Below are 23,359 nucleotides of genomic sequence, written 5' to 3'. Positions count from 1 at the left end.
AATTTCAATTTCCCTAAACCTTTGCGGTGATCGCCATTCAGATTCTATGCGGGCTCCTGCTCGCCGCGATCATCACCAAGAGGTAGAGAATCATGCCTAATTCAAGAAACTCGAACTCGGGAAACTTCGGCAACGATCGAACCAAGGCGTCTGAAGCCGGTCGCAAAGGTGGGAAAACTACCACCACGACGGTCGACAAAGACTCTGCGAAACCCGAAATGGGCCGCAAAAGTGATCAGAAGTCGAAGTAGTCGGTGAAAAGTAGTTTTGATTGAGAGGCGGGGGCGAAAGCTCCCGTTTTAATTTTTATAGAAGGAGGGCGCGACCATGAGCCGGATGGCCACCCGATTATGCACTGCCGGTTTTGCCACGTTGCTGGGCCTGTTCACCCACTGTGCGTTCGCCCAGTCGCCCGCTGAATTCATCAATGATGCATCGGCCAAAGGCATGGCCGACATCGAAGCCAGTCGTCTGGCGCACCAGAAAACCGAATCCAAAGAGGTCAAGGATTACACCATCGTCGTCATCAACGATCGCACCACCGCCAACCAGCATCTGGCGAAAATTGCCAAGCAACTGGACCTGCCGGTGGCCCCTCGGGAGGACGTGGTCGACAAAGCCAAGGGCCTGATGCCGCAAGTGCCGGACGGCGAGAGTTTCGACCAGGCCTATGCCGCCAGTCAGGTGAAAACCACTCAGGAAGCCATCAACCAACTTCAGCAGGAGGCACAGACCACCGATGTGCCGGCGATCAAAGCCTTCGCTGAAGAAACCCTGCCCATACTGCAAAAACATCTGCAAATGGCCAAGGCACTGCAAGCGGGTCGCTGACCAGCGTTTGGTTATCAGAGGTTAAAGAAAACGGCGCGTGATTCACATCACGCGCCGTTTTCGTTTGCACTCAGCATTTATTCAAATCGGGCTTTTGCTTGCTCGATGTCGCCAACCCCGCCAGGCCGTGCACATCCTTTTCGCCCATGGCGCGATAGTGCCTGCGCAGCGCCTCCAGTTGCTTGAGGTCCAGTGATTCCAACCCCAGCATCGCGTTCTGCGCCTCTTTGTTCACCCGCAGTAACTCATCGATTTTCAAGTGCAGGATGTCGGTATCGCGGTTCTGCGTGTTCTGGATCAGGAACACCATCAGGAACGTGATAATCGTGGTCGAGGTGTTGATGATCAGCTGCCAGGTGTCATTGAAGTGAAAAATCGGGCCACTCAACCCCCACAGAGCGATCAGAATCAGCGCGCCCAAAAAGGTCTTGGGACTGCCGGCCCACAAGGCGAGTCTTTGCGAGATTTTTGCGAATTTCATTGCCGTGTTCCTTAAAGGGATGCGCCTGGTTTTCAGACAGCGACGGCGTATTGAAAATTCTACTGACATTTCGACATTCGGCCGGGAAGCAATTTCTGTCGCGCCTACCGAACACAGGCAGCCATCGCTCAGTCCATCAGCGTCACCTCAACCGCCCAACTGAAATACCCCAACGCCTCGCAGTTTTTATCGATAAGCATGAAATTCAGTACGCACGCCTCAACCCCTGAGGCCAATTGCGTGAAATGCCAATAATGATCATCCGCTGTGTGGCTGCCCGGTTGAGTCGGGTTTGCCGGGTCGGGTGCGGGCACGGTCAGCTTGCCGTGGACCACCAGTTCAGGGGCCGACAGTACGTTGGCATCGCCTACCGACATTTCGTAAAACACTACGCTGTGCTCGGCGAGCAAGCTGACGGTTCTGCCGCGCAGATGGAAGTTCTTTCCGTTTATGGCGAAGAGATTCAAGTTGCTGTCACTTATTGCATCTTTTGTTGTTTGCGTGCCGCTGATGGCGAAGATGAAACCATCCTCGATCACGGTCGGGTTTTGCGATTCAAGGCTCGGTTGCGGGTAGCGTGACAGCAGTGATTCGGCATCGACGATCAGCAGCACATTGTTGGCTGGCGCGAGGCTGGATACGGGGGATTTGATCGGTTCGGAAGTCATCATGGATTCCTTTCATGATGTTGGCGTAAAACGGCAACCGCTTCGGTTCATGCAAGACATCCTGTTCCTGTCGAAGCGGCAACGTATTGGACAAGCCCCTTGTCGCCAAGGGGCCAGCCTCAGGTCAATTATGGATGGTAATGAACGGGTCCCACGAACAGCAGCCGACGATCTTGCAATCGCGATCCACAATCAGGAAGTGGAAGTGGTAGGTCACGCTGCCGCACGAGAGGGTTTCCGAGGACCAGTAATGGTTATCGACTTTCTGGCAGCTCGGCACCGACGGATTGCTGGTGTTGGGGACTGCAACACAGGCGGTAGCCTTGCGCGGCGTGGGGGTAGAGATCAATTCGTTGCCGACGTTACCGATGAATTTGTAGAAAATGACGGCCGTCTCGAAGCTCTGCGACAGGCTGGTTTCACGCCAGCGAATCAGGTCGCCCACCTGGGCCTTCAAATTGAGTTCGCCACCGGCCTGGCCATTGATGACGTTGTCCCGATTGGTCACCATGTACACATGATTGACATCGATGAGGGTTGGCGAAGCAGGGTTTTTGCTGATGTTCGGGTAGTTTTTCAGAATGGTTTCGGTGTCGATTGAAACCAGTACATCCGTGACTCGAGACATAGTAAAGCTCCTTGTTCATAGTGAATGCCTGGCTTCTTTCCAGGCACAACAACGTTTGCTTGCCTTGCGGCCGTTGCGCAAACACTACGGGCGGAACCCACCTGTCACGGGCATGAGCTGGCCTGGCTCCTTGCGTGAAAACTAACGGGTCGGGTTCCTTCCGACGGGCCGCGATTAGGACTATAGGTGCGAAATACAGGCTGTCAAAATTGCTGGCCTTGTCGCTCGACGAACGGTCAAAAAAGTGATGGCTTGCGATGATTTGGCGATAAGGAAACGCTTATTCAAAACTCCCTTGTGCCGCCTGCGCCAAGTGAGGCCAGTTCAGGCAATAGACAGATATGACCTGTTACAAAAGCAGTGAGCCAGGCAGGAGCAGGGCAGGAAAAAGGGGGCAATTTTTTGCTGGTTCACTCGATGTGGCGGTCAAGCCTGAGGAGGCAGCATGTGGTTACGTTACATGGCGTTAATGGCGGTGATGTTCACAGCTTCCGGCTGTGTGCAGGAACGGGTGGTTCATGAGCGGCGTCCAGTGCCGCGTGAGTACGTCGAAGTCATTGCGCCGCAGGCACCGCCTGAGCGCGTGATCGAGGTCGAGCCGATGGCGCGTCCGGGGTACGTTTGGTCCCGGGGTTACTGGCGTTGGGACGGTGGGCGCTACGCCGCGGTTCATGGTCACTGGGTTGCGGAACGACCGGGCTATCGTTATGTGCATCCGCACTGGGAGCGGCGTAATGATGGCTGGTATTGGCAACGCGGAGGTTGGGTAAACTGATTGCTTGCGCCATAGGTTGGATAGGGCGGAGCGCAAGGACCGGAGTATCGTAGCGATCCGGTTGTGCGCTTCCGGCCACATCTACACACCGACAGGAGAACGCAATGAGTTGGTCCGCCAGACAATACGTCGCTTTTGAAGATGAACGCACACGCCCGGCCCGTGACTTGCTCGCGGCGATCCCGCCCGTGGACGCGCGCTTGGCCATCGACATAGGGTGCGGCCCCGGCAATTCGACTCAATTGCTGGTCGAGCGCTTCGCCAATGCCACGGTGCGCGGCCTGGACAGTTCGGCCGATATGATCGAAGCCGCCCGCCAGCGCTTGCCTCAAGTGCACTTCGACGCCGCTGATATCGATACCTGGAACGAACCGGGTCCGTTCGATGTGATTTTCGCCAACGCGGTGCTGCAGTGGCTGCCGGATCACGCCACGCTACTGCCTGCGCTGGCCTCCCGACTGACCCAGGGCGGTAGCCTGGCGATTCAGATGCCCGACAATCTCAACGAACCGTCACACCGTTTGATGCGCGAAGTCGCTGCCGATGGCCCTTGGGTCAGCAAGTTGGCGGACGCCGCCGGGCAACGCACGGAAATGGCGAGCGCCAGCGATTACTACTCGATGCTGCGACCGCACTGTGCGCGAGTCGATGTGTGGCGTACCACCTACCATCACCCGCTCGCGGGTGGCGCGTCGGGGGTGGTCGAGTGGTTCAAGGGCAGCGGATTGCGGCCATTTCTTGATCCACTCGATGAGGCGGAAAAAGCCCACTACCTCAAGCAGTACCAAACGGCGATCGAGCGGGCTTATCCGGCCTTGGCCGATGGTTCAGTGCTGCTACCGTTCCCTCGTTTGTTTATCGTTGCCACGCGTTGATGCGTTTAGGGGACAGGCTGTGTTTCGTCTGTCCCTTTTTGCGCACGAGTGGGCGAGTTTCCCGTTGTAGCTAATCAATCTGTTGATCAATCAAAACCGCATTGCTGTAGATCAAGCTGCCGTCACTTGCTCGATGCCCCACCAAATGAAACTGACCGCGCTCGAAGTGTATATAGACGCGCATCTGGCAGTCGGACAACGGGCCGTATCCCTCGGGCAAGATCAAATCCAATGTGTCCATGTCGACGTCGACCATGGCCTCAGGTTCATGGGTCTTCTGCAGACGTTCTTCAGCTTCCTCCAGTCTCAGACGGAGGGGGCCATCGACGTAAAAATGAATTTCACCTATTGGTTCCGACTTTTCAGCACCGTTGAGTTTGCACCGGCCTTCGATCGTCAAGGCACTCATGACGAAATCTCCGTTGTGGACGGCTGGGCTGTATAACGCTCCGCCGTCACTTGTCTGACCGCACTGCATAGGCAAGGATCTTTGCGGGCGCTTTAGCTGATCTTTGCCCTCCGTTATCAGACTGTAATTATAGCTGGCCGCCGGGCATCGTTTGCCCAAGCGGACTGTGTGCATATTCGGTCGTTAGTGACCTGGCCGGATAACCAGTTAGTCCCCAGTTAGATGTGTTACTCAGGAGTTACAGTTATATATAGCGATTGGATTTTAAGTGCGCAAGTTGATGAGGAAGTTGGAATATTCAAACCTTTGGCAGGGCTTCGTGAAAAGCGCTGGTTCTGCCCGTGAACTATACTTCCTGCGGACTTTGCCACTAAGAGAAGTGGTCGTTTTCTGGCCTGTTTTGGTGTCAGATCCTGTGGCGATGCTCAGGCATGGCAATGAGTGACAGGAATAGGACAAAGGCAAAATGGCAATAGCAATTGTTCTTGTACTAATCGTTATTGCCTCCGTGCTATTCCACCTGTTAGCGCCTTGGCACGCGGCGCCGCCAGCATCCAACTGGGCATCCATAGACACCACACTGTTCATCACCCTGGTCATTAGCGGGATATTTTTCATTGCTATCGTCGTCTTCATGGCGATAGCTATCATACGTTTTCGTCATAAAAAAGGTTCCAGGGCTGCTTACCAGCCCGAAAGCAAACGGTTGGAATTCTGGCTGATTGTCGTGACGTCCATCGGCATTGCGGGAATGTTGGCGCCAGGTCTGGTTGTTTATAACGATTTTATCCGTGTGCCAAAAAATGCTTATGAACTTGAGGTTGTCGCCCAGCAGTGGCAATGGTTTTTTCGCTTCGCGGGTCAGGATGGAAAGTTGGGGAAGTCGGACGTCAAGTTTGTTGATTCGGCCAATCCACTTGGTCTTGATCCCAAGGATCCTGTCGGCCAGGACGATGTAATCGTCAGAAGTAGTGAAGTTCGTCTTCCTATCAATCAACCGGTAAAGGTTTTATTGCGTTCGAAAGATGTTCTGCACGATTTTTACATACCGCAAATGCGCAGCAAGATGGACATGGTGCCGGGGATGGTGTCGTACTTCTGGTTTACGCCGACGGTCATCGGGAAGTATGAAATCCTGTGCGCCGAGTACTGTGGTATCGGCCATTACAATATGCGCGGCAATGTGATCGTGGAGGACCAGGCCACTTTTGACCAATGGCTGAGCAGCCAGCCGACGTTTGCCCAGACATTGGCGACCGCGGCCAAGCCCAGTAGAGACAGTCTGCTGGAAAAAGGCCGCCAACTAGTCGAGCACTATGGCTGCCGTGCCTGCCATAGCCAGGATGGCAGTGCCAGCCTCGGCCCGGGATGGAAGGGCCTGTACGGTCGCACTGAACAACTCGCCGATGGCACCCGTGTGCAGGTCGATGAAGCCTACCTGAAAGAGTCGATCCTCGATCCAAAGGCCCGCCTGGTGCAGGGCTACCCGCCAGTGATGGTGGCCTATACTCTCAATGACGATGAACTGGGTGCTGTCATTGCCCTGATCAAATCGCTGGGTGCCGGGCAGCCCGCCGAAGAACCTTCTTCCGGCGAAGCATCGGGCACAGGTGAGGACCTCGCGGCACAGGGCCAGCGGCTGGCGCAATCGCTCGGTTGTCTGGCCTGTCACAGCGTCGATGGCAGCAAGGGCATTGGCCCCAGTTGGCAGGGTTTGTATGGCAAGACAGAAACCCTTTCTGACGGTACGAGCATCAAGGTCGACGAGAACTACTTGAAAGAATCGGTTCTCAATCCAAGTGCCAAAATCGTCAAGGGCTATGCCGCCGTCATGCCGCCCTTTACGCCAAGCGACAAGGAGCTGAGCGCCCTGATCGCTTTCATCAAATCCAAAGCGAACGCTGACGCTGATGCGAGCAAGGCTGAGCCAGGGAAGTCGCCGTAAAGCAGCCAGACACTCACTGAAACTTCGGCAGGAGGATGATGTGATGGCCTATGCGGAGCAAGCCGAAACAGAAGCACTGCACGAGCCTAAAAGTTTCCTGACCAAATATATCTGGAGTCAGGACCACAAGGTCATTGCCATTCAATATTCGCTGACGGCGCTGTTCGTGGGGCTTATCGCCCTGGTGTTGTCCGGCTTGATGCGCATACAGATAGGTTTCCCCGGCAGTTTGGCGTTCATGGATGCCAGTACTTATTATCAGGCGATGACCATGCACGGCATGATCATGGTCATTTATTTGCTGACGGCGTTGTTCCTGGGGGGCTTCGGTAACTATCTGATCCCGTTGATGGTGGGCGCCCGCGACATGGTCTTCCCCTACGTCAACATGCTGAGTTACTGGTTCTACTTGCTGGCGGTAGTGGTATTGCTCGCCGGTTTCTTTGTCCCGGGCGGCCCCACGGGTTCGGGCTGGACGCTCTATCCGCCACAGTCCATTACGCAGGGCACACCAGGGGTCGAGTGGGGCATCGTCCTGATGCTCGTCTCATTGGCGATTTTTATCGTCGCGGCCACCATGGGCGGGTTGAACTACGTCACCACCGTGCTGCAGGCGCGCACGCACGGCATGACATTGTTCCGTATGCCGCTCTCTGTCTGGGGCATCTTCATGGCCTCGATCATGGCCTTGCTGGCGTTTCCGGCGTTGTTCGTCAGTGCAATCATGATGCTGTTCGACAAACTGTTGGGCACCAGCTTTTTTATGCCGGCGATCGTCTCCTTGGGGCAGCAGCTCAATCATCAAGGTGGTAGCCCCATCTTGTTCCAGCATCTGTTCTGGTTCTTCGGCCACCCGGAGGTCTACATCGTTGCGCTTCCGGCGTTCGGCCTGGTCTCCGATTTGATCAGCACCCATGCGCGCAAGAATATCTTCGGTTATCGGATGATGGTGTGGGCCATTATTGCGATTGGCGTGCTCAGTTTTGTGGTGTGGGCGCACCATATGTATGTCAGCGGAATGAACCCTTACTTTGGCTTTTTCTTCGCCGTCACCACATTGATTATCGCGGTGCCGACGGCACTGAAAGTTTATAACTGGGTGCTGACACTGTGGCACGGCGACATTCATCTGACCGTGCCGATGCTGTTTGCCCTGGCCTTTATCGTGACCTTTCTGGTCGGAGGCCTGACCGGGTTATTTCTCGGTAATGTGATCGTGGATATTCCGCTCTCGGACACGTATTTCGTGGTGGCCCATTTTCATATGGTGATGGGTGTCGCACCGGTCCTCGTGGTATTCGGCGGGATTTATCACTGGTTCCCGAAAGTCACCGGGCGCATGTTGAATGACACCCTGGGCAAGTTGCATTTCTGGATTACCTTCCTGGGCACTTACGCCATTTTCTTTCCCATGCACTACCTGGGTTTCCAGGGCATGCCACGCCGTTACTACGCGTATGACAACTACGCGTTCATCCCACAATCGGCGCACGAGTTGAATGCCTTTATAACGGTGGTCGCGTTGACCGTTGGCGTTTCCCAGTTGCTGTTTGTGTTCAACCTGGCCTGGAGTGTCTTTAAAGGCAAACCCGCAGGCAGTAATCCTTGGGGCGCGGCCAGTCTGGAATGGCAAACACCAAATACCCCGCCTGTACACGGCAATTGGGGCGCGAAACTGCCGGTCGTGCATCGCTGGGCCTATGACTACAGCGTGCCGGGTATCGAGCAGGATTTCGTTCCGCAAACAGTCTCCGACGAGGAGCTGGAGCAGATGCGGCAACGGGATGCTGGAACCCGGATAGCGGACGTTAAAACATGAGCAGGCTGCTATTAAAAAACGCCGATGACGCTGACCCCGGCGGCAGTTGGAATAGCGATCCGCAGGGTGCTGAGGCGGGTGAGGGTGCCGATCGAGAACAGATCGCCAAAACAGGTCTGCGCTTGTTTCTCGCGGTGGTGAGCTCATTGTTTTTTCTGTTCTTGCTCGCCTTTATCGCCCGCTCACAGATGACTGACTGGTTACCCCTGACAGATCCCCTGGCGCCGCTGGCCAACCCATGGCAGCTGTGGGTGAACTCGGCATTTCTGGTGTTGAGTTGCATCGCATTGCAGTGGGCGCGCATGGCTGCTCGTCGAGGCCGCTTGAACTCGACTGTCATGGCTTTTTTGTTGGGAGGCGTATTTGCAATTGTCTTTTTGACGGGGCAGTTGCGGGTCTGGCAGCAGTTTGTCGCCTGGGGCTATTTTGTCGCCGGCAACCCGGCCAATAGTTTCTTCTACCTGTTGACCGGTGTGCACGGGCTGCACCTGCTGGGCGGGTTGATTGCCTGGGGCAGAACCGTCGGTAAACTCCTGTCTCGCGTGCCGTTGCCGCAACTCAGTACCAGCGTGGAACTCTGTGCCATTTATTGGCATTACTTATTGGCGATTTGGTTCGTGCTATTCGCCCTGCTGACCAGCACGCCGCAAACCTACGAAGCCCTCGCCAGATTCTGCGGCTTGAGGTGATCAGCCATGGCATCGCACCCAGCTCCCATCGAGTCAAGTTCAGCCAATCCCCTCGGATCGCCACTGGCACCCGGATGGCAAGGCATCGCCAGCGACTGGGCCTCGGATAAGGAGGCGTTCAAGCAGGTGCCTTGGGGCAAGGCGATGATGTGGATATTTCTGCTCAGCGACACGTTTATCTTCACCTGTTTTTTAACCGGCTACATGTCGGTACGCATGACCATCACCACGCCGTGGCCAAACCCCAGTGAAGTGTTCGCATTGACCATCGGCGGTCGAGAAATCCCGCTGATTCTGATCGCCATCATGACGTTCGTGCTGATCAGCAGCAGCGGCACCATGGCCATGGCCGTCAACTATGCCTATCGCCGTGATCGGGCGAAAACCACAGCGCTGATGCTGGCGACCGCCGCCCTGGGCGTGACCTTCGTCAGCATGCAGGCATTTGAATGGACCAAGCTCATCGGAGAAGGGGTACGTCCCTGGGGGAACCCCATGGGCGCTGCGCAATTTGGTGCCTGCTTTTTCATGATTACCGGGTTTCACGGGTTGCATGTGTCAATCGGCGCCCTCTACCTCAGCATTGTGGCGAGGAAAGTATTGCGCGGCGATTACGAGCAATCCGGCAACTATCAGAACGTCGAGATAGCCGGACTTTACTGGCACTTCGTGGACTTGGTCTGGGTGTTTATTTTTGCTTTCTTCTATTTATGGTAGAGGAGCACTGGTGATGGCGCATGCTCAAGGTCAACAACATCCAATCAGCTTGTACCTTAAAATCTGGGGGCTGTTATTTGTCCTCAGCACCCTGTCGTATCTTGTCGATTACTTTCACTTCCACGGCTACCTTCGCTGGTTCCTGATCATCACGTTCATGTTGTTAAAGGCCGGTTTGATTGTTTCCATCTTCATGCACATGGCCTGGGAACGATTGGCCATGGTCTACGCGATCCTGGTGCCACCGTTGTGTTTGCTGGTGCTTGTCGGACTGATGGCCACCGAGGCGGATTATGTATTTCTAAGCCGGGTGATTTTCTTCGGACATTAAAAAACGCCCGGACGCCTTTAGCCTCCAGGGACTGACTGATAACGAATGCCGCTATATCGTTCGCTTGAACTGATGCCACCGATGCAGCCAGGCGACTGTCCAGTGAGGGGCTGCCGTTCCCGTACCGGCGATCTCCAGCAGTGGATGATGTCCTATAACCCCGTCCAATACCGGCTCTTGATTCGGCTCGACATCCACGAAGAAGATATGTTTTCCCTCGGCCACGACCTGTTTAAAACTGCGGAAGTGAGCGTTCGGCACTTGTATGCCAAAGAAGCCGCCTTCCCAGATGCAAAAACCGAGTACAACAAGGGCAAGAAATACAAAAGGCATCCAGCCGGCAGCGGATTCGGTCCAGCCCAGCCAATAGGCAGCGCCAAGAACCAGTGCCGCGAGCGGTATTCCAACCAACGCACCAATTTCCCCGGAATGGACGACATCCTGCTCCATTAACGAGTTGATCTCGTGAAGGTGATGTTGTTCGACTTCGGCGATGTGTTCGCTGAGCACATGGATTTGTTCGGAGTTGATGCCGCTGGCTTCCAGTTCGTTTTCAACGGCTTCAAGATCGTCGAGGTTGTTGCTGATGTAATAGTGACGGTTCATGCCACACCTCCTATCCCGTGCTTGCCCAAGACCCCCCTCTGTCTTGAAGCTGTCTGCCGAGATTTGCAGTCGGTATCAGTACCCGTGGGCAACGTTGCATGCTTGATTCAGGCCTAAAAAAGTATAGCACCGCATAGTGTGCAGACATGGGGGCGGGGGGGGAGGTGGTCCGGGTTCACAGCAGCCCAATCCAGACCCGTTGCTGGCGCTATAAACGCAAAGGACGCCCCGAAAGGCGCCCCATTCAACTATTCCGCATCCATGCGTCGAGCAATGACATCCAGCACATCGCAACCGTCGCGCAAGGGCACGCAGCAGAGCAACGCAAAGTCGCTGAGGATCACCGAGTCAGACGTGATGTCGCCTCGCATCGCGAGGTTTTCAAGAAGCTGCGTGACAGCCCGGATTCTGTAGCTGGCGGTGCTGAGCAGCGAATGCAGCGGTTGGGTGGTGTTGACGTAGAGCGAGGGAAGGTCGTCGGCGTTGCTGGTTAAAGCCATGTATTCGTTCATGAGTAATTACCGTTAGTAGGTGGAAGACCTACCACTCAATCGTCGCCAAACAATGGGGTGGCAGCTGTACGCAGGTTGGCGAACCGGACAACGGTAAAACCGGCAGACCCGAAGGTCTCCCACGCACAGCTACCAAAAAAAGCGCAGCAAAGTGCAGTCAGAAAAAGCTCCGAAAAAGCTCGGAGTGCTTCTGAATCGTTGTCATCGAGTCGCCAAACCCAATACGCCATTTGGGCGCGGAACGGACTATAGGCCTCGTGACAACAGTGCAGCAATGCGCAAGTCTACGGACAATTCCCACCGTAGTGTAGGACCTTGCCTTTTCGAAAATTGGCCACTTTTGTGCCACTAGCGAGTGGGTTCTCGACAGGTAATGGCAGGTCTACGGGAATGCAAGAAGGGGGGCGACTTCTATCTCAAAAGCTCAATTGCGCCTGTTTGAACGGCTTCATTTACTGAGCGTGATGAAATTTCATGAGCTCTTTCCAGATGTAACCGTAGCTGTAGCGTAGCCATGTAACTTTTAAGCGATCGAAACTACGTCGAAGCCAGCTGTTGTTTCGCGCTTTGAGTTCTTTGTCTATTTCATCCAGTAACCATTCATCCTGAAAACCAGTCCAAACAGGAGGGACGGGCGTTTCAAGGTTGCTGAAGCACACTGGCGCGACCTCTGAATACAAGATCTCTTCAACAACCTTTGGGTCATAGCCCCGGATTCGTTCTGCGATAGAGGCGTAGTCGACATCGCTGTCTACAAAGGCCTCTGCAAGCGCGATCTGAATGATCGCCCGTTCCGCAGGAGTCAGAATATGTCCCAATGGGCCAGCTCCTCTAGCTCTGCGTCGAAGGTGTCAGCCGCGACACCACCGGCAATGTGCAAGTGCGATCTCGTAGTGACCGGCGAGGGCCTTGAAACCGACTTGGCATTGACGAATTCCTTAACAGAGCAATGAAAACGCTAATAAAAAGCCAATATGGCGCGAAAGCGGACGGAATATTTTGGGTGGGCAAGGATCGGCGCTGGCCACAGCGGCACTGGTGGGTGGCTACGCCTTTCTCCGAGCATACGACCGAGCGCTGAACAACTTTGATATTGGGGCCGCTTCAGTTGATCTGCATTGAGCCTACGGTCTGATGTAAAAACATTGGATAGAAAAAAGCCTGCTAATGGGCGGGCTGAACATCCGGTGATTCACCAGCTTCCGTAGGGGATACCGTACTTTTCGATATAGCGTTTAGAGTCCTCTTCCAAAGGGAAATAGCTTCCATGGGAGAGTCCTAAACCAGGCCCCTTGGTTTCAATCTCGGCTTGGTAGTGTGCAACCTTGATTGCTCGTCGGCACTCGTCCAATGCCCACACTTGCACCACGCCGCCCGGGGCAATTCCTATCTGTACAGACGCGAGCGGGTCTAAAAAAGCCGCTTCAGGAACGCTTGTGCACTCCTTGGTCAACGCATTACGCATGACCTGCCTCGCATCTTCCGGAATTTCAAACCAACCCTGATACGTTTGCGGCTCGGCCAGTGACTGCCAGCGAACATAGATGCGAACCGGAAGCTTGGCGTCCCTTACATCCCTTTCGGTTCCGCCACCGGTTACCAGCCAACCGTTGGCTCCTGGCAGGCCGTTTTTCCGCCCGCCAGATGCCACGCCACTGCCGATTTGGCGGTAAAGAGTCCCACGGGTGTCAATTGTGGCTGCCTCCTCAACCCAGGCGTCCATGGCATAAGGCGTGACAAAACCCAACGCCCACGGCCCGGCATCGGGGTCTGAGCGTCCCCTGGACTGGCCTGAGGCTTGGCAGCCGCTCACCAGTAGAACCCCCAACAAGATCCATAGTGTTCGCATATTCGTGACTCCTAGTCAGGTACGTGGGGATGTTGTACGCGGATCCCATCTGTTGTGGGGGCATTAAAGTAGAGTAACTCTGCGCTAGTTCGAGGTGTCGAACCTTGCAGGATTGTCGGTGGGTTCCAGCTGGCCGAAGTGTGAATGTACTTCAACCTGAGCAGTTGCTCTTCGGCGGGCGTTGTACTGTAATCGCCGGCGACAAAACGCTCACTTAGAGCCTGTAGCTCCGCCGGGATGGTGTAGGACGGGTACTGTTCATCTAGCTGCTTAAACCTCACACCCCGTTCTTTGGCTAGCGCGTACATGACCCGTAGGTAAACCCGCGACAACTCACCTCGTACAGGTCGTTTGAGCTGTAATGCCGCATAGACCAGCTTGTCAGGGTTAAAGCTATTTTGCTGAGACGGAGGTAAACCCCGAACGTAAGGTGTCACGATCTCCAGCATTTCCGACGGCCAACCTTTAGCTTCCCACTGGGCCTTCACCCGTTGCGCGTCGCGGTAGATCGAGGTGTACTTCACGTCTGTCGTACCGGTGACAACCAGCACCTGCATGGGACTGATTAGCAGGTTCTCCTCGGATTGAGGAAAGTAGCCGCCGCCAAGGTCCGAGTGCACACCAGGTAATGTGATTTCCAAATGATCGGGTTTTACTCGGTTCAAGGCGAAGTTTGCGCGGATTTCATCACGGGCAGCCAATTGGACGACATTCGGAAACAAGCGGCGAGGTAGGTACAGCTTGAGGCCTGGTTGTGTTTGGCTGCGTATATAGCCGAGGTTGGCCAAGCCGCCTACTGATGGCACGGTATCAAACAAACCGATAAAACCCATTTGGACATCGTGCTGATATTCGACGCTATAGGCTTGGTGGAAAGCCCCGCGAAATATTTTGGAGATGTTGCCCAGCGGACCACTCTGCCCCAGCGCGACTTCATTGGAGAAATGTCGCGCAGCCGCTGCACCTCGGCTGAAGCCAAATGTATCGAACGTTAAATGAATGATCTTTGAATCGGGGTAGGTTTGAGAAAAGTCATAGATAGCTCGCCCGATTTTTTTAAATGCCTCATCTACTTTCCCAGTGACGCCCATTTCGCCGCGCCCCATCGAGGCTCCAAGCATACTATCGGGTTGACCGGACGATGTGCCTATCCCATCCACATACACCGTTTCAAATTTCAGATGTAATTTCCCCTCATCCAAAACTTCGCGGGAGGAAAAATACAACTCGCTGAGTTTTTTTATGTTCGACGTGTCGTTCGCGTAGCTGCTTTCCGGATCAGCCATATACGGTCTGCAACTGGCGTCCAGATCCTCAGACTTGATGGCGTGGGTTGCGCCACACAACTGCCCCATCATGCTGTTATTCGCATTGTTTAATGTGCCATCGAAGAACACGCCAATGCGTAAGGTGATACCCACCGGTTTCTCTTTATCGAGCTCTTCTTCCTCTTCTTCCTCCTCTAAAACCGAGTCATCAGCAGATACGATCGGCGATGAGCTAGGAGCAGATGCAGTGACCGGAGATTGGTAGTTGGAAGGCTCAACCAGATGCGCAGACATCGGAGCAACCGGCGAAACAGGCGCAGGAGTGAAGCTGTTGCCGATGATGATGCTCGATGACCCGCCCGTAATGGTGTCGCCATGTGTTCCTTGCGAGCCGGTGACCAGCGCGGCCTGGCCATTGATCTGTACCGAGGACATGGCGGCCATGGTCAAGATACTGCCGCAGGTGGTGCAGTCAGTTACCCGTGCAGCGAGTAAACCATCGAAAAATACATTTGGTGATCCGGAATCGATGGCTGTTCCGCCACAGCGGGGACAACTCACGGTATCGGACTTGCGTGCAGCAGGCTTCCCACTCATTTTTGACTTCCATATCAGATTTCATACAGGCAGTACCTTGCCCACGTTCATAAACAGAAAACAATCAGACCTTTCCCAAACTCGACTATGTAAATAGCTCGTGTCCAAGTGTTGGAACGCCTGACTCTGAAAAATTCCCCAGTGCACAAAAAAACATCGGAAAAAGCACGTATCCCCCTTCCGGCGATGGGCTTTGTGTCTTTTTTTTGTGCGAGTCCCAATGTAGTGCAAACGAAGCTGCAGTTCAGGCGGGGCGTGGTGTTCTGCAGTCGATCGGAAATTTCACAGAGTGCAAAGTTTTGAAAGGAAATACAGCGTGGTTGCGCAGCGGCGCAGGATGCGGTCAGAGAAGGGGGAACGCTCAAATGCTTTGTTTCATTGGGCGAAAACTTTGAAACGTGGGTTTCGGTGGATTTTCAACGGAAAAACGGTGACGGATATATTTATCAACGAATAGCTACCTCGATCAGGATTCGACTCATGTCCTCGGCAAAAAAAGAGTCATAAACGCCATTTCTCTGACCCACCCCAAGGCCTTATCTAATCCGCCGAAAATCACTCCCCGCCGGCCCCCATCTCCCGATCCTCAAACGCAGAACGCACCGCCTCCACGACACGTTCCGCCATGCCTTCATCCTCAAGCTGCGGATACCCTTTCTTCAACTTGCCGGACACCGTCCAGCCATTCTCCTTGAGGGAGCGGATGATGCGGTTCGCGTCCTGGTCTGGCATCTCCAGCACCTCTTTCAGTTGCTCCTGAGCTCGTTGAAAGATCACCAGTACTTTGGCCTCATCTGCCATTTCCTTTTGGATCGTGTGCTTGACGACGCGGGCGGTGTACAGGACGTGCTCGGTCAGGTCGGGATACCGCCAGGCAAAGCACGCGTCCTCGTATTCATCGAAGGTGAAGTTACTGAGAGTGCCGTCTTCGTAGGTCACGAGTTCGCCGAAGCGGTAGGCCGTCGCGTAACGTCGCATGAACGGTCGTGAGAAGACTTCGAGCGTTCGATCGTAGCCAGCCCGGAAGTCGATCGAACTGGTGATGGTGGCTGACACTGGCAGGATCACGCCGTCGGGCACTGCTTTATCCCGAATCAAAGTGTCGTTGATCAGGAAGCGATGAATTCGGCCGTTGCCATCGCGCATGGGATGGATGTACACGAAGCCAAATGCCAACACAGCGGCTCGTGCCAGTGACTCCGCGCCACGCGTTGCGACCTCAAACTCGTTGAGCCCTGCCAATAGTTGCGCAAGATCTGCGGAGTGGGGGGCAATGTAATGCACGATGTCCTCGCGCATTGTGGCTTGGCCCACAAACACGGGAGAGCGACGTAGACCCAGTCCGATGGCGTCACGCCCCAGAATGTCGGCTTGCAGAGCGTGCAGGCTGGCGTTGCTCAACGGGTTTTCGATATGCCCGCAGTGTTGGGCAATAACATGAGCGAACCGCTGTATGCGATCGGTCTGATCGGCTTCCTTTTCGATGAGAAAACTTGCGCGCGATTCCTTGAATGTCAGCCAACTCGCCGTACGCATCAGGATGTCGGCACCGAAGGCCTGATCCAACTCATCCAAAGCTGCGCGTAAATCGAACTGTAAAGCTTCCTGCACTGACGGAGTACGACGAACCAAAGGGCAGAACTCAGCCGTCCCCGGCAGGTTGTTATTGATTCGCCAGCGTCGCGTTCGCAGTGACTCGCAACGAGTCAGGTATTTTTCGGGCGAAAGTGCATCGACATAGGCGCCATTGGTCACGTCAGGCACATCCAGACGTTCCCCTGTCAGCCATTCGTAGAGGAACCCTGTGCGACGGGCGTATTGGCCGAAAGGCTCCCGTCGACACCAGTCTTCGACAGGCTGCGGGCCTGTCGCCGCAAACAGACGAGCGAAGAACTCAAGATGAATTTCTTCATGCTTGAGGCCGAATTCGAAATGTCCTGAGAAATCGTCTGCGGGCCGGTACCTTGGTGGATACCGGTTCTCCACGTTCGCGCCACTTTCACGGCTGACACGAACAGTGCCAATCATCGACTCGACCCGTAGAGGTTGTGCCAATGCAATGTCGTAGCGGGTCGCGAGGGTTTTGAAACCGACTTGCATTGACGAAATCCTTTATTGGGACGAGAAAAACGCTACCAGAACGTCGATCTTATGCGAAAACGATAATTTTCGTAGGCGTCAAAATGCTAATGCTGGTTGAAATTTGATACTGAAACGGTGATTTAGAAGAAAAACGCTAACAGATTCTAGGATAGTTGCCATTGCCAAGGAGGATTCAACCATCGAACAGCGGGAAATAGGTGAGGGACGGACAAAATGGGGATGGTTTATCTATCAATAGAATGACGGCATTACCTAGGAGCCCAATCCCACCAAACCCCAGACATAAAAAAACCGGCCATCAAGGCCGGTTTTTTCTTTACCTGCATCCCCCGTCAAAAAACAACGCGAGACCTAAATTCGATTGGAGCGGGTGAAGGGAATCGAACCCTCGTTATCAGCTTGGGAAGCTGGAGTAATGCCATTATACGACACCCGCTCAGAGCGGCTGACTTTGTACCAGATGTGCGCGTGGAAATGAAGTTTTTCTTTGCGCGCGATGCGTTGGGTGCAGGTGAAACGGTCTATCGCGGGCAAGCCTCGTGCCTACAGGAATGCGTTCAACACTGTGGGGCGAAGCTTGCTCGCGATGACGCTGTTTCAGATGGCCAATGCATGTTGGTCCTGGACGTAGTGGTAACGCGGTCGGCTGGCGTGCTGCGCCGGTTTCAGGAAGCCCAGCAATGCTTCGCGGCTGTCTCGGCAAGCGGCTTTGTGTTCCATGTCGAGAAAGTGCCCGGTGGCCTGCAAGGTGCTGAAGGTGGCGTGTTGCACGTGGTTGGCGAATAACCGGGCGCCATCGGCGGCGGTGTATTCGTCCCATTCGCCGTTCATGAACAGCACGGGCACGTTGATTTTCTCGGCAGCCTTGAGAAAGCACTGGCGATCGCTTTGCAACAGGTCGCTGATGTGGAAGTGCATCTGCCCGTATTCATGTTCGGCCAGGCTGCTGACGTGGCGATAGTTGAAACGCTTGAACAGCGTCGGCAGGTGTTTGCCGATGGTGCTGTTCACCAGGTTGCCGACCCGGTCGCCGTCCCGGCTGCCGAGGTAGTCGATGCCACGCTCGAGGTAGTCGAGCATGTGCGCGTTGATCTCCGGAGAGAACGAGCTGATCACGGCTTTTTCGATGCGTCGTGGCTGGTGGGCGAGGGCGACCAGGGTCGCGGCGCCGCCCCAGGAAAACGACAGCACGTGTTCGGCGGCGAAGTGGTCGATCAGCTCCAGAAGGATCTGCCCTTCGACTTCCTTGGTCAGCAATTTTTCATGCAGGTTGTGGGCTTTTGACTTGCCCGCGTAGGGCTGGTCGTAGCAGACCACATTGAACTGCGGGTGAAGGTTTTTCACGGTTTGTGCAAACGACGCAGTCGTGGCCATCGAGCCGTTGACCAAGATAATGGTCTTCTCTGCGGCGTCTGCGCGATAGAACTCCGTGTAAACCCGATACTGACCCTGTATATCCAGCACAGCGATTTCTGGCCTCATGTCATAAGACTCCTGGCAAGCGGGTATGCGCGCAAATGAGATTGCACGAGCTTTGTGACAGGTAGGCATACGCCTGGAATTTGGAGGCCCATGTCGATCCGTACTGCAGGTCGACGGGTATTATTATTGGCGGGCAGTCTGCCGGTCTGAGGCGGAACCTGAGGGTTCTCTAACCGGCAAAAAGTTTCTTAGAAGTATGTTGTGACTCGTCAGTCACATTTCGGCTGACGACCTGATTCAAGCAGGGGAGACGGCATCACGCAAGTGCCTTTCGTAAATTGTTCGACAACTTCTGCTGAGCGGTAGGCTGCTTAGATCAATTGGATCTCTTCGGTGCGCAAGGCGCGGTACTCGCCCGGTTTTAGCGCGTTATCGAGCACCAGCGGGCCCATGCTTTCACGGTGCAGGCGCAGCACTTTGTTGTCGAAGTGGCCGAACATCCGCTTCACCTGGTGGTAACGACCTTCGACGATGCTCAGTCGAGCGGACGTGGGGCCGAGCACGTCCAGCCCGGCCGGTTGCGTGGTCAGATCCTCGAAGGCGAAGTACAGCCCCTCAGCGAATTTCAACGCATATTCCGGGCCGATCGCTTGCTCGGTCTCGACGTAATAAACCTTGGGCAGTTTGGTCTGCGGCTGGGTCAGGCGTCGCGACCAGCTGCCGTCATTGGTGATCAGCATCAGCCCGGTGGTGTTGAAATCCAGGCGACCGGCGATGTGCAGGTCTTCCTTGTCCGGCTCCTGGATCAGGTCGAGGACCGTCGGGTGTTGCGGGTCGCGGGTGGCGCTGACGCAGCCGGGTGGTTTGTGCAGCATGAAATAGCGTGCGGGCTTGCCGACTTGCAGCACATCCCCATCGACCTCGACGCGGCTGAACTCCAGCACCTGAGCGTGCGGGTCGCTGACGACTTTTCCGTCGATCCGCACGCGCTTTTCCACCAGCAACAGGCGAACCTGTTGACGGTTGAAACGCGGCAGATTGCTGAGAAAACGGTCAACGCGCATGACGAAGGATCAGTGGTAAAAGGGCGCGTATCTTACGTGATCAGCCGAGCGGCTGCTTACAACTGCGCCTCGACCTCGGCACAGCGTGGGCACAGGCAGGATTTATTGCGCAGTTCGACTGGCAGCGCTTCAAGCACTGCCGGGTCGATGCTGACGCCAAAGCACCAGCACGTTTGATCGACGGTTCGCGGGTCAGCCAGGGTGCAGGCGTTGGAGGCGCCGCAGGCCGGGCACAGGTCAGGATTATTCATGTAGGACTGTATTCATAACTGGAGTGAGGCATTTCCACGCACGTTCGGTTGCGGCCGGCTTGCTTGGCCCGGTACATCGCATGATCGGCCCGAGAGAGCAGGGTGTGCAAGGTTTCATCGACTTGCAAGGTGGTGAGGCCGATGCTGACTGTCAGCTGCAGTTCCTTTGCGTCGTAGGCATAACGCTGCTGTTCGACGTGCTGGCGAATTTTCTCGGCGATCATCAGACCCGTCTCACCGTCGGTGTCCTTGAGCAGCACGATGAACTCTTCGCCACCCCAGCGGCAGACAATGTCGGAGTGGCGCAGGCAACTCTCCAGGTCCCGGGCGAAGCCGATCAGCACCTGATCGCCGGCCAGGTGACCGTAGGTGTCGTTCAAGGTCTTGAAGTGATCCAGATCCAGCAATAACGCGGTCAGCGGCTTGGGCTCGCGTTGGGCTTCGTGCATGGCTTGCGCGGCCAGAAGGTCGAAGCCGCGCCGGTTCGGCAATTCAGTCAGGCTGTCGAGTGTCGCTTGCGCCTGGATCTTGCCCTGGTAGCGCTTGATCACCCGGTTGAGCAGGGCCAGCACGATCAGCGTGACGAGCAGGCAGATCAGCAGGTTGAGGTAGAGAGACTGACGGATTTCGTCGAGCGCGCCGTCTTCGCGTTTATCGACAAACAGGTACCAGTTCAACTCCGGAATGAACCGCACATTGAGGAAATGGCCCTGGCCGTGGACGGAGTATTCATAGCTGCCGCTGTGGGGTTTGGGTAGCTGACTGACCAGCCCCTTCATGCTGTCCAGTTCGTCGAGTTTCTGGCCGATATGCGCGCCTTGTGGGCCGCCCCCGGCGCCGGTGAGCACCAGGCGTCCGAAGTTGTCGACGAAGTACACACTGCGCTGGTAACGCTGCTGGTATTTGTCGATCAGCTTGATGACCGCATCGACTGTCAGGCCGACGCCCGCCGCGCCAATGAAACGGTTGTTGTAGTCGTAGACCTTGTAGTTGATGAAGAAGGTCAGGTTGTCCTTGTTGGCGAGGTCCGGGTCGACATTGATCTCATAGGGATCGGCCATGTCGCGTACGCGGAAATACCACGCGTCGCGGGGTTCAGTGGATTTGACCTGCTTGAGTACGCCTTTGGCGTGGTAGTAAGTGAGGCTGGTGTTGGAAACGAAAAAGGCGGTGTAGGCGCCGTAGTGCGTCATGACCTCGTTGAGATAACGGGTCATTTTATCGGGGTCTTGCTCGCCGTTTACCACCCAGTCACGCATGAAGGTGTCGCGGGACATCATCGAGGAAATCAGGATCGGTCTGACGAGGTCTTTCTGGATTTCCGAGTAGACCGTGTCGGACGTCAGCGGCAGTTCGGTGTTGACGATGCTGTCGCGGATCGACGCTCGCGAGGCGTAGTAGCTCAGGAAGGACGTGGCCAGGAAACCTGCGCCCAGCAACGCGATGAGCGTGAGGACCAACGAGCGTTGTGAGTACAGCGGCGAGCGAAGCGGCATGACGATTCCGTTGGCAGTGACCCGGTGGCTGGCATTCTAATGGCACTGCCGGAAAATAACTGCTCCATGTTCAGCGCGAATGATTGTCCACGCACGCCATGCAAGAGGCACCCGTACCCTGTGGGAGCGAGCTTGCTCGCGATGGCGGTCTTACAGGCAAAATAAATGTTGCCTGACAATCCGCTATCGCGAGCAAGCTCGCTCCCACAGGTGTCTGGTCGTTCTTTCGCGCTATGAAAGGGATCGCAGATACGCACGCCATCCGCCGAGATGACTGATATTGGCGGCCCCCTCCAACCCATACGCCTCACAGATAAACCCGCTCTCCCAGCGCCTATCCGCCAGTTGTACCTTGCCCAATCCCAGTGGCGCCGGAATCCCGGTCAGGAACGAGCCCAGTTCACTGCTCGGCAACTCCCAAACTTCCACCGCAATGGCCACGCCGCCCTCTTTCACCCGAACCATCCCCGGACGAAACGGCGGCCCACCGGCCAATGCATACAGTTGATAGTCCGGTGAGCTGAACGTGGTCTCGATCAACCGAGCCCCGCGCCGCTTCAGTTGCCAGTTCAACGCCAGCCCGTCCAGATGCGCGCCGCACACCACCAGACGTGCGCGGTCATTGCGGGCGACCGTCGTCGGTGCAGGCTCGGCCGAACCCCGCTGGAACGCATCTGCCACGCTCAACAGATACTGATCGGTGAACGCCCGGCCAAACAGCGTCACGCCCCACGGCAAGCCATTGCCCATGAAGCCGCTCGGCACCGCAATGGCGGCGTAATCGAGCAGGTTCATGAAGTTGGTGTAGTAACCCAGTTCCGAATTGCGCAGAACCGGTTCGGCGTCCAGTTCCGCCAGCGTAACCGGGCGGCCGATGGTCGGCGTGACGACGCAATCGAGTCCTTCCAGGGCCTTGTCGCACAGGGCTTTCAAGGCTTGCAGCCGATACTGGGCGCGGAAGGTCTGCACGCCCGTCACCGCCGGTGCCTTGGCCAGCACGGCGCGGATCACGGGCAACACAGCTTGTGGATTTTGCTCCATCAACTCGCCAGCCACGCTGTAACGCTCGGCCACCCATGGACCTTCATAGAGCAGGCGCGCAGCCTCAAGGAACGGCGACAGATCGAGCTCCACCGCGTCACCGCCCAACGCCTTGAGCTGATCGATGGCATCACCGAACAGCAGTGGCCCTTCAGGGCAGCCGAAAAATTCCAGGTCCTGCGCACGGGGCACGCCGAAGCGGAAGGGGGGCGGTGCGCCGAACGCCGAGCCGTCATTCCACAGCGGATTGCGGCGGCTGTATTCATCACGCGGATCGAGGTGCGCGGTGAGCGCGAGCAACTGGCTGGCTTCCCGCGCCGTCGCGGTAAACGTCGTCACGCAATCGAGGGTGCGACAGGCCGGCACCACGCCCGCCGTTGAGATCAACCCTTTGGTCGCTTTAAGGCCGACCAGATTGTTCAGCGCCGCCGGGACTCGCCCGGACCCTGCCGTGTCCGTGCCCAGCGAAAAACTCGCCACGCCCAGCGCGACCGCCAGCGACGAGCCGGCACTCGAACCGCCCGACGGATACTCCGGCAACACACTGTTGCGGCACGCGCCATACGGCGAGCGGCTGCCGTTCAGCCCGGTGGCGAACTGGTCAAGATTGGTCTTGCCCAAAGGGATCGCGCCCAGTGCCAGCAGTTGCTCGACGATGGTCGCTGAGCGTTCTGGCACGTAAGTAAATTCAGGGCACGCTGCGGTGGTGGGAATGCCCGCCAGGTCGATGTTGTCCTTGATCGCGAACGGCACGCCGTACAGCGGCAGACTGTCGAGTTCGCGGCCGTCGAGGGCCGCGAGGTACGGTTCCAGTTCTTCAACACTGAGCAAGTGGATGAACAGGTGATAGTCCGGGTTCAGCGCCGCGGCTTTGTCTCGCAGGCTCAGCAGCAGTTGCCGAGGCGTGGTGCTGCCTTCGCGGTAAGCGCTGCGCAGGGCGTCCAGTTGCAGATTGATGTTCATGGCTTGATCCTTTTTAAAA

At 55.9% G+C, this 23,359-nt stretch carries 24 protein-coding genes and 1 tRNA gene; 9 read left to right on the top strand and 16 right to left on the bottom strand.

Features of this window, described 5'->3' with window-relative positions:
- Positions 1 to 92: 92 nt before the first annotated feature.
- Positions 93 to 251 (top strand): KGG domain-containing protein, encoded by a 159-nt coding sequence (locus QRN31_RS03115; RefSeq protein ID WP_285430130.1) that lies wholly within the window; start codon positions 93 to 95, stop codon positions 249 to 251.
- A 76-nt stretch (positions 252 to 327) separates the two neighbouring features.
- Positions 328 to 831 (top strand): DUF4142 domain-containing protein, encoded by a 504-nt coding sequence (locus QRN31_RS03110; protein WP_285430128.1) that lies wholly within the window; start codon positions 328 to 330, stop codon positions 829 to 831.
- Between the two features lie 70 nt (positions 832 to 901).
- Here QRN31_RS03110 and QRN31_RS03105 read toward each other — a convergent pair whose 3' ends face one another.
- The 3 genes from QRN31_RS03105 to QRN31_RS03095 all read right to left on the bottom strand — a co-directional run bounded on the left by QRN31_RS03105 (position 902) and on the right by QRN31_RS03095 (position 2,608).
- Positions 902 to 1,312 carry a low affinity iron permease family protein gene (locus QRN31_RS03105; RefSeq protein WP_285430126.1) on the bottom strand — a complete coding sequence of 137 codons (411 nt, stop codon included), beginning with the start codon at positions 1,310 to 1,312 and terminating at the stop codon, positions 902 to 904.
- 128 nt (positions 1,313 to 1,440) lie between these two features.
- Positions 1,441 to 1,980, bottom strand: coding sequence for an AidA/PixA family protein (locus QRN31_RS03100; protein ID WP_285430387.1), 540 nt, complete (start codon positions 1,978 to 1,980; stop codon positions 1,441 to 1,443).
- 124 nt (positions 1,981 to 2,104) lie between these two features.
- Positions 2,105 to 2,608: an inclusion body family protein gene (locus tag QRN31_RS03095; RefSeq protein ID WP_285430124.1), complete on the bottom strand. Its 504-nt coding sequence runs from the start codon at positions 2,606 to 2,608 to the stop codon at positions 2,105 to 2,107.
- A gap of 445 nt (positions 2,609 to 3,053) precedes the next feature.
- On the opposite strand from QRN31_RS03095, the gene QRN31_RS03090 reads away from it, so the two are divergent.
- Both QRN31_RS03090 and tam read left to right on the top strand, forming a co-directional pair.
- Complete coding sequence (locus QRN31_RS03090) at positions 3,054 to 3,383, top strand: YXWGXW repeat-containing protein (protein WP_222590119.1); 330 nt, start codon at positions 3,054 to 3,056, stop codon at positions 3,381 to 3,383.
- A gap of 104 nt (positions 3,384 to 3,487) precedes the next feature.
- The gene (gene tam, locus QRN31_RS03085; protein WP_285430123.1) at positions 3,488 to 4,258 is read left to right on the top strand and encodes a trans-aconitate 2-methyltransferase; all 771 of its coding nucleotides are present in this window, start codon (positions 3,488 to 3,490) and stop codon (positions 4,256 to 4,258) included.
- Positions 4,259 to 4,328: 70 nt separating this feature from the next.
- Here the strand turns inward: tam and QRN31_RS03080 are convergent, their stop codons facing one another.
- On the bottom strand, positions 4,329 to 4,667 hold the full coding sequence (locus tag QRN31_RS03080) for a hypothetical protein (RefSeq protein WP_222590121.1): 339 nt from the start codon (positions 4,665 to 4,667) through the stop codon (positions 4,329 to 4,331).
- A gap of 466 nt (positions 4,668 to 5,133) precedes the next feature.
- Between QRN31_RS03080 and QRN31_RS03075 the strand changes: the two genes are divergently transcribed.
- The 5 genes from QRN31_RS03075 to QRN31_RS03055 are packed head-to-tail and all read left to right on the top strand — an operon-like array spanning position 5,134 to position 10,168.
- Positions 5,134 to 6,612 (top strand): cytochrome c oxidase subunit II, encoded by a 1,479-nt coding sequence (locus QRN31_RS03075; protein ID WP_285430122.1) that lies wholly within the window; start codon positions 5,134 to 5,136, stop codon positions 6,610 to 6,612.
- Between the two features lie 43 nt (positions 6,613 to 6,655).
- Entirely contained in the window at positions 6,656 to 8,431 is a 1,776-nt protein-coding gene (ctaD, locus tag QRN31_RS03070; RefSeq protein WP_285430386.1) for a cytochrome c oxidase subunit I, read from the top strand.
- Entirely contained in the window at positions 8,428 to 9,120 is a 693-nt protein-coding gene (locus QRN31_RS03065) for a cytochrome c oxidase subunit 3 (protein ID WP_285430121.1), read from the top strand. Before ctaD ends, QRN31_RS03065 begins: the two co-directional genes overlap by 4 nt.
- Positions 9,121 to 9,126: 6 nt before the next feature.
- A complete protein-coding gene (locus QRN31_RS03060) occupies positions 9,127 to 9,837 on the top strand; it encodes a heme-copper oxidase subunit III family protein (protein WP_285430120.1) in 711 nt (236 codons plus the stop codon).
- Positions 9,838 to 9,850: 13 nt separating this feature from the next.
- Positions 9,851 to 10,168, top strand: coding sequence for a cytochrome C oxidase subunit IV family protein (locus QRN31_RS03055; protein WP_259151527.1), 318 nt, complete (start codon positions 9,851 to 9,853; stop codon positions 10,166 to 10,168).
- Between the two features lie 51 nt (positions 10,169 to 10,219).
- On the opposite strand, the gene QRN31_RS03050 is transcribed toward QRN31_RS03055, so the two are convergent.
- The 12 genes from QRN31_RS03050 to atzF all read right to left on the bottom strand — a co-directional run bounded on the left by QRN31_RS03050 (position 10,220) and on the right by atzF (position 23,340).
- Positions 10,220 to 10,774, bottom strand: a complete 555-nt coding sequence (locus QRN31_RS03050) for a magnesium transporter (RefSeq protein WP_285430119.1) — start codon at positions 10,772 to 10,774, stop codon at positions 10,220 to 10,222.
- A gap of 248 nt (positions 10,775 to 11,022) precedes the next feature.
- The gene (locus tag QRN31_RS03045) at positions 11,023 to 11,286 is read right to left on the bottom strand and encodes a short-chain dehydrogenase (RefSeq protein WP_222590127.1); all 264 of its coding nucleotides are present in this window, start codon (positions 11,284 to 11,286) and stop codon (positions 11,023 to 11,025) included.
- A 452-nt stretch (positions 11,287 to 11,738) separates the two neighbouring features.
- Positions 11,739 to 12,104 (bottom strand): DUF7079 family protein, encoded by a 366-nt coding sequence (locus QRN31_RS03040; RefSeq protein ID WP_285430118.1) that lies wholly within the window; start codon positions 12,102 to 12,104, stop codon positions 11,739 to 11,741.
- Between the two features lie 374 nt (positions 12,105 to 12,478).
- Positions 12,479 to 13,135 carry a DUF2931 family protein gene (locus QRN31_RS03035; protein WP_285430117.1) on the bottom strand — a complete coding sequence of 219 codons (657 nt, stop codon included), beginning with the start codon at positions 13,133 to 13,135 and terminating at the stop codon, positions 12,479 to 12,481.
- Between the two features lie 11 nt (positions 13,136 to 13,146).
- Positions 13,147 to 15,000: a PAAR domain-containing protein gene (locus QRN31_RS03030; protein ID WP_285430116.1), complete on the bottom strand. Its 1,854-nt coding sequence runs from the start codon at positions 14,998 to 15,000 to the stop codon at positions 13,147 to 13,149.
- A 555-nt stretch (positions 15,001 to 15,555) separates the two neighbouring features.
- A complete protein-coding gene (locus QRN31_RS03025) occupies positions 15,556 to 17,100 on the bottom strand; it encodes a Fic family protein (RefSeq protein WP_285430115.1) in 1,545 nt (514 codons plus the stop codon).
- Positions 17,101 to 17,465: 365 nt separating this feature from the next.
- Positions 17,466 to 17,539, bottom strand: a tRNA-Gly gene (locus tag QRN31_RS03020).
- Positions 17,540 to 17,700: 161 nt separating this feature from the next.
- Complete coding sequence (locus QRN31_RS03015; RefSeq protein ID WP_285430114.1) at positions 17,701 to 18,585, bottom strand: alpha/beta fold hydrolase; 885 nt, start codon at positions 18,583 to 18,585, stop codon at positions 17,701 to 17,703.
- Between the two features lie 311 nt (positions 18,586 to 18,896).
- Positions 18,897 to 19,589 (bottom strand): pseudouridine synthase, encoded by a 693-nt coding sequence (locus QRN31_RS03010; protein ID WP_285430113.1) that lies wholly within the window; start codon positions 19,587 to 19,589, stop codon positions 18,897 to 18,899.
- Between the two features lie 56 nt (positions 19,590 to 19,645).
- Complete coding sequence (locus QRN31_RS03005) at positions 19,646 to 19,840, bottom strand: cysteine-rich CWC family protein (RefSeq protein ID WP_285430112.1); 195 nt, start codon at positions 19,838 to 19,840, stop codon at positions 19,646 to 19,648.
- Entirely contained in the window at positions 19,837 to 21,336 is a 1,500-nt protein-coding gene (locus tag QRN31_RS03000) for a sensor domain-containing diguanylate cyclase (protein ID WP_285430111.1), read from the bottom strand. Before QRN31_RS03000 ends, QRN31_RS03005 begins: the two co-directional genes overlap by 4 nt.
- Before the next feature lie 231 nt (positions 21,337 to 21,567).
- Positions 21,568 to 23,340: an allophanate hydrolase gene (gene atzF / locus QRN31_RS02995; RefSeq protein ID WP_285430110.1), complete on the bottom strand. Its 1,773-nt coding sequence runs from the start codon at positions 23,338 to 23,340 to the stop codon at positions 21,568 to 21,570.
- Positions 23,341 to 23,359 lie beyond the last annotated feature (19 nt).

Source organism: Pseudomonas sp. fls2-241-R2A-110, from assembly GCF_030209165.1.
In the GTDB taxonomy this organism is placed as follows: Bacteria; Pseudomonadota; Gammaproteobacteria; order Pseudomonadales; family Pseudomonadaceae; genus Aquipseudomonas.
Note: the sequence above shows the minus strand (reverse complement) of the source record. Positions and strands in the feature narration are given on the sequence as shown.

Excerpts from the sequence above, each read along its gene's own strand:
- QRN31_RS03115 (WP_285430130.1), top strand. The coding sequence starts at position 93 with ATGCCTAATTCAAGAAACTCGAACTCGGGAAACTTCGGCAACGATCGA.
- QRN31_RS03110 (WP_285430128.1), top strand. The coding sequence starts at position 328 with ATGAGCCGGATGGCCACCCGATTATGCACTGCCGGTTTTGCCACGTTG.
- QRN31_RS03105 (WP_285430126.1), bottom strand. The coding sequence starts at position 1,312 with ATGAAATTCGCAAAAATCTCGCAAAGACTCGCCTTGTGGGCCGGCAGT.
- QRN31_RS03100 (WP_285430387.1), bottom strand. The coding sequence starts at position 1,980 with ATGACTTCCGAACCGATCAAATCCCCCGTATCCAGCCTCGCGCCAGCC.
- QRN31_RS03095 (WP_285430124.1), bottom strand. The coding sequence starts at position 2,608 with ATGTCTCGAGTCACGGATGTACTGGTTTCAATCGACACCGAAACCATT.
- QRN31_RS03090 (WP_222590119.1), top strand. The coding sequence starts at position 3,054 with ATGTGGTTACGTTACATGGCGTTAATGGCGGTGATGTTCACAGCTTCC.
- tam (WP_285430123.1), top strand. The coding sequence starts at position 3,488 with ATGAGTTGGTCCGCCAGACAATACGTCGCTTTTGAAGATGAACGCACA.
- QRN31_RS03080 (WP_222590121.1), bottom strand. The coding sequence starts at position 4,667 with ATGAGTGCCTTGACGATCGAAGGCCGGTGCAAACTCAACGGTGCTGAA.
- QRN31_RS03075 (WP_285430122.1), top strand. The coding sequence starts at position 5,134 with ATGGCAATAGCAATTGTTCTTGTACTAATCGTTATTGCCTCCGTGCTA.
- ctaD (WP_285430386.1), top strand. The coding sequence starts at position 6,656 with ATGGCCTATGCGGAGCAAGCCGAAACAGAAGCACTGCACGAGCCTAAA.
- QRN31_RS03065 (WP_285430121.1), top strand. The coding sequence starts at position 8,428 with ATGAGCAGGCTGCTATTAAAAAACGCCGATGACGCTGACCCCGGCGGC.
- QRN31_RS03060 (WP_285430120.1), top strand. The coding sequence starts at position 9,127 with ATGGCATCGCACCCAGCTCCCATCGAGTCAAGTTCAGCCAATCCCCTC.
- QRN31_RS03055 (WP_259151527.1), top strand. The coding sequence starts at position 9,851 with ATGGCGCATGCTCAAGGTCAACAACATCCAATCAGCTTGTACCTTAAA.
- QRN31_RS03050 (WP_285430119.1), bottom strand. The coding sequence starts at position 10,774 with ATGAACCGTCACTATTACATCAGCAACAACCTCGACGATCTTGAAGCC.
- QRN31_RS03045 (WP_222590127.1), bottom strand. The coding sequence starts at position 11,286 with ATGAACGAATACATGGCTTTAACCAGCAACGCCGACGACCTTCCCTCG.
- QRN31_RS03035 (WP_285430117.1), bottom strand. The coding sequence starts at position 13,135 with ATGCGAACACTATGGATCTTGTTGGGGGTTCTACTGGTGAGCGGCTGC.
- QRN31_RS03030 (WP_285430116.1), bottom strand. The coding sequence starts at position 15,000 with ATGAGTGGGAAGCCTGCTGCACGCAAGTCCGATACCGTGAGTTGTCCC.
- QRN31_RS03025 (WP_285430115.1), bottom strand. The coding sequence starts at position 17,100 with ATGCAAGTCGGTTTCAAAACCCTCGCGACCCGCTACGACATTGCATTG.
- QRN31_RS03015 (WP_285430114.1), bottom strand. The coding sequence starts at position 18,585 with ATGAGGCCAGAAATCGCTGTGCTGGATATACAGGGTCAGTATCGGGTT.
- QRN31_RS03010 (WP_285430113.1), bottom strand. The coding sequence starts at position 19,589 with ATGCGCGTTGACCGTTTTCTCAGCAATCTGCCGCGTTTCAACCGTCAA.
- QRN31_RS03005 (WP_285430112.1), bottom strand. The coding sequence starts at position 19,840 with ATGAATAATCCTGACCTGTGCCCGGCCTGCGGCGCCTCCAACGCCTGC.
- QRN31_RS03000 (WP_285430111.1), bottom strand. The coding sequence starts at position 21,336 with ATGCCGCTTCGCTCGCCGCTGTACTCACAACGCTCGTTGGTCCTCACG.
- atzF (WP_285430110.1), bottom strand. The coding sequence starts at position 23,340 with ATGAACATCAATCTGCAACTGGACGCCCTGCGCAGCGCTTACCGCGAA.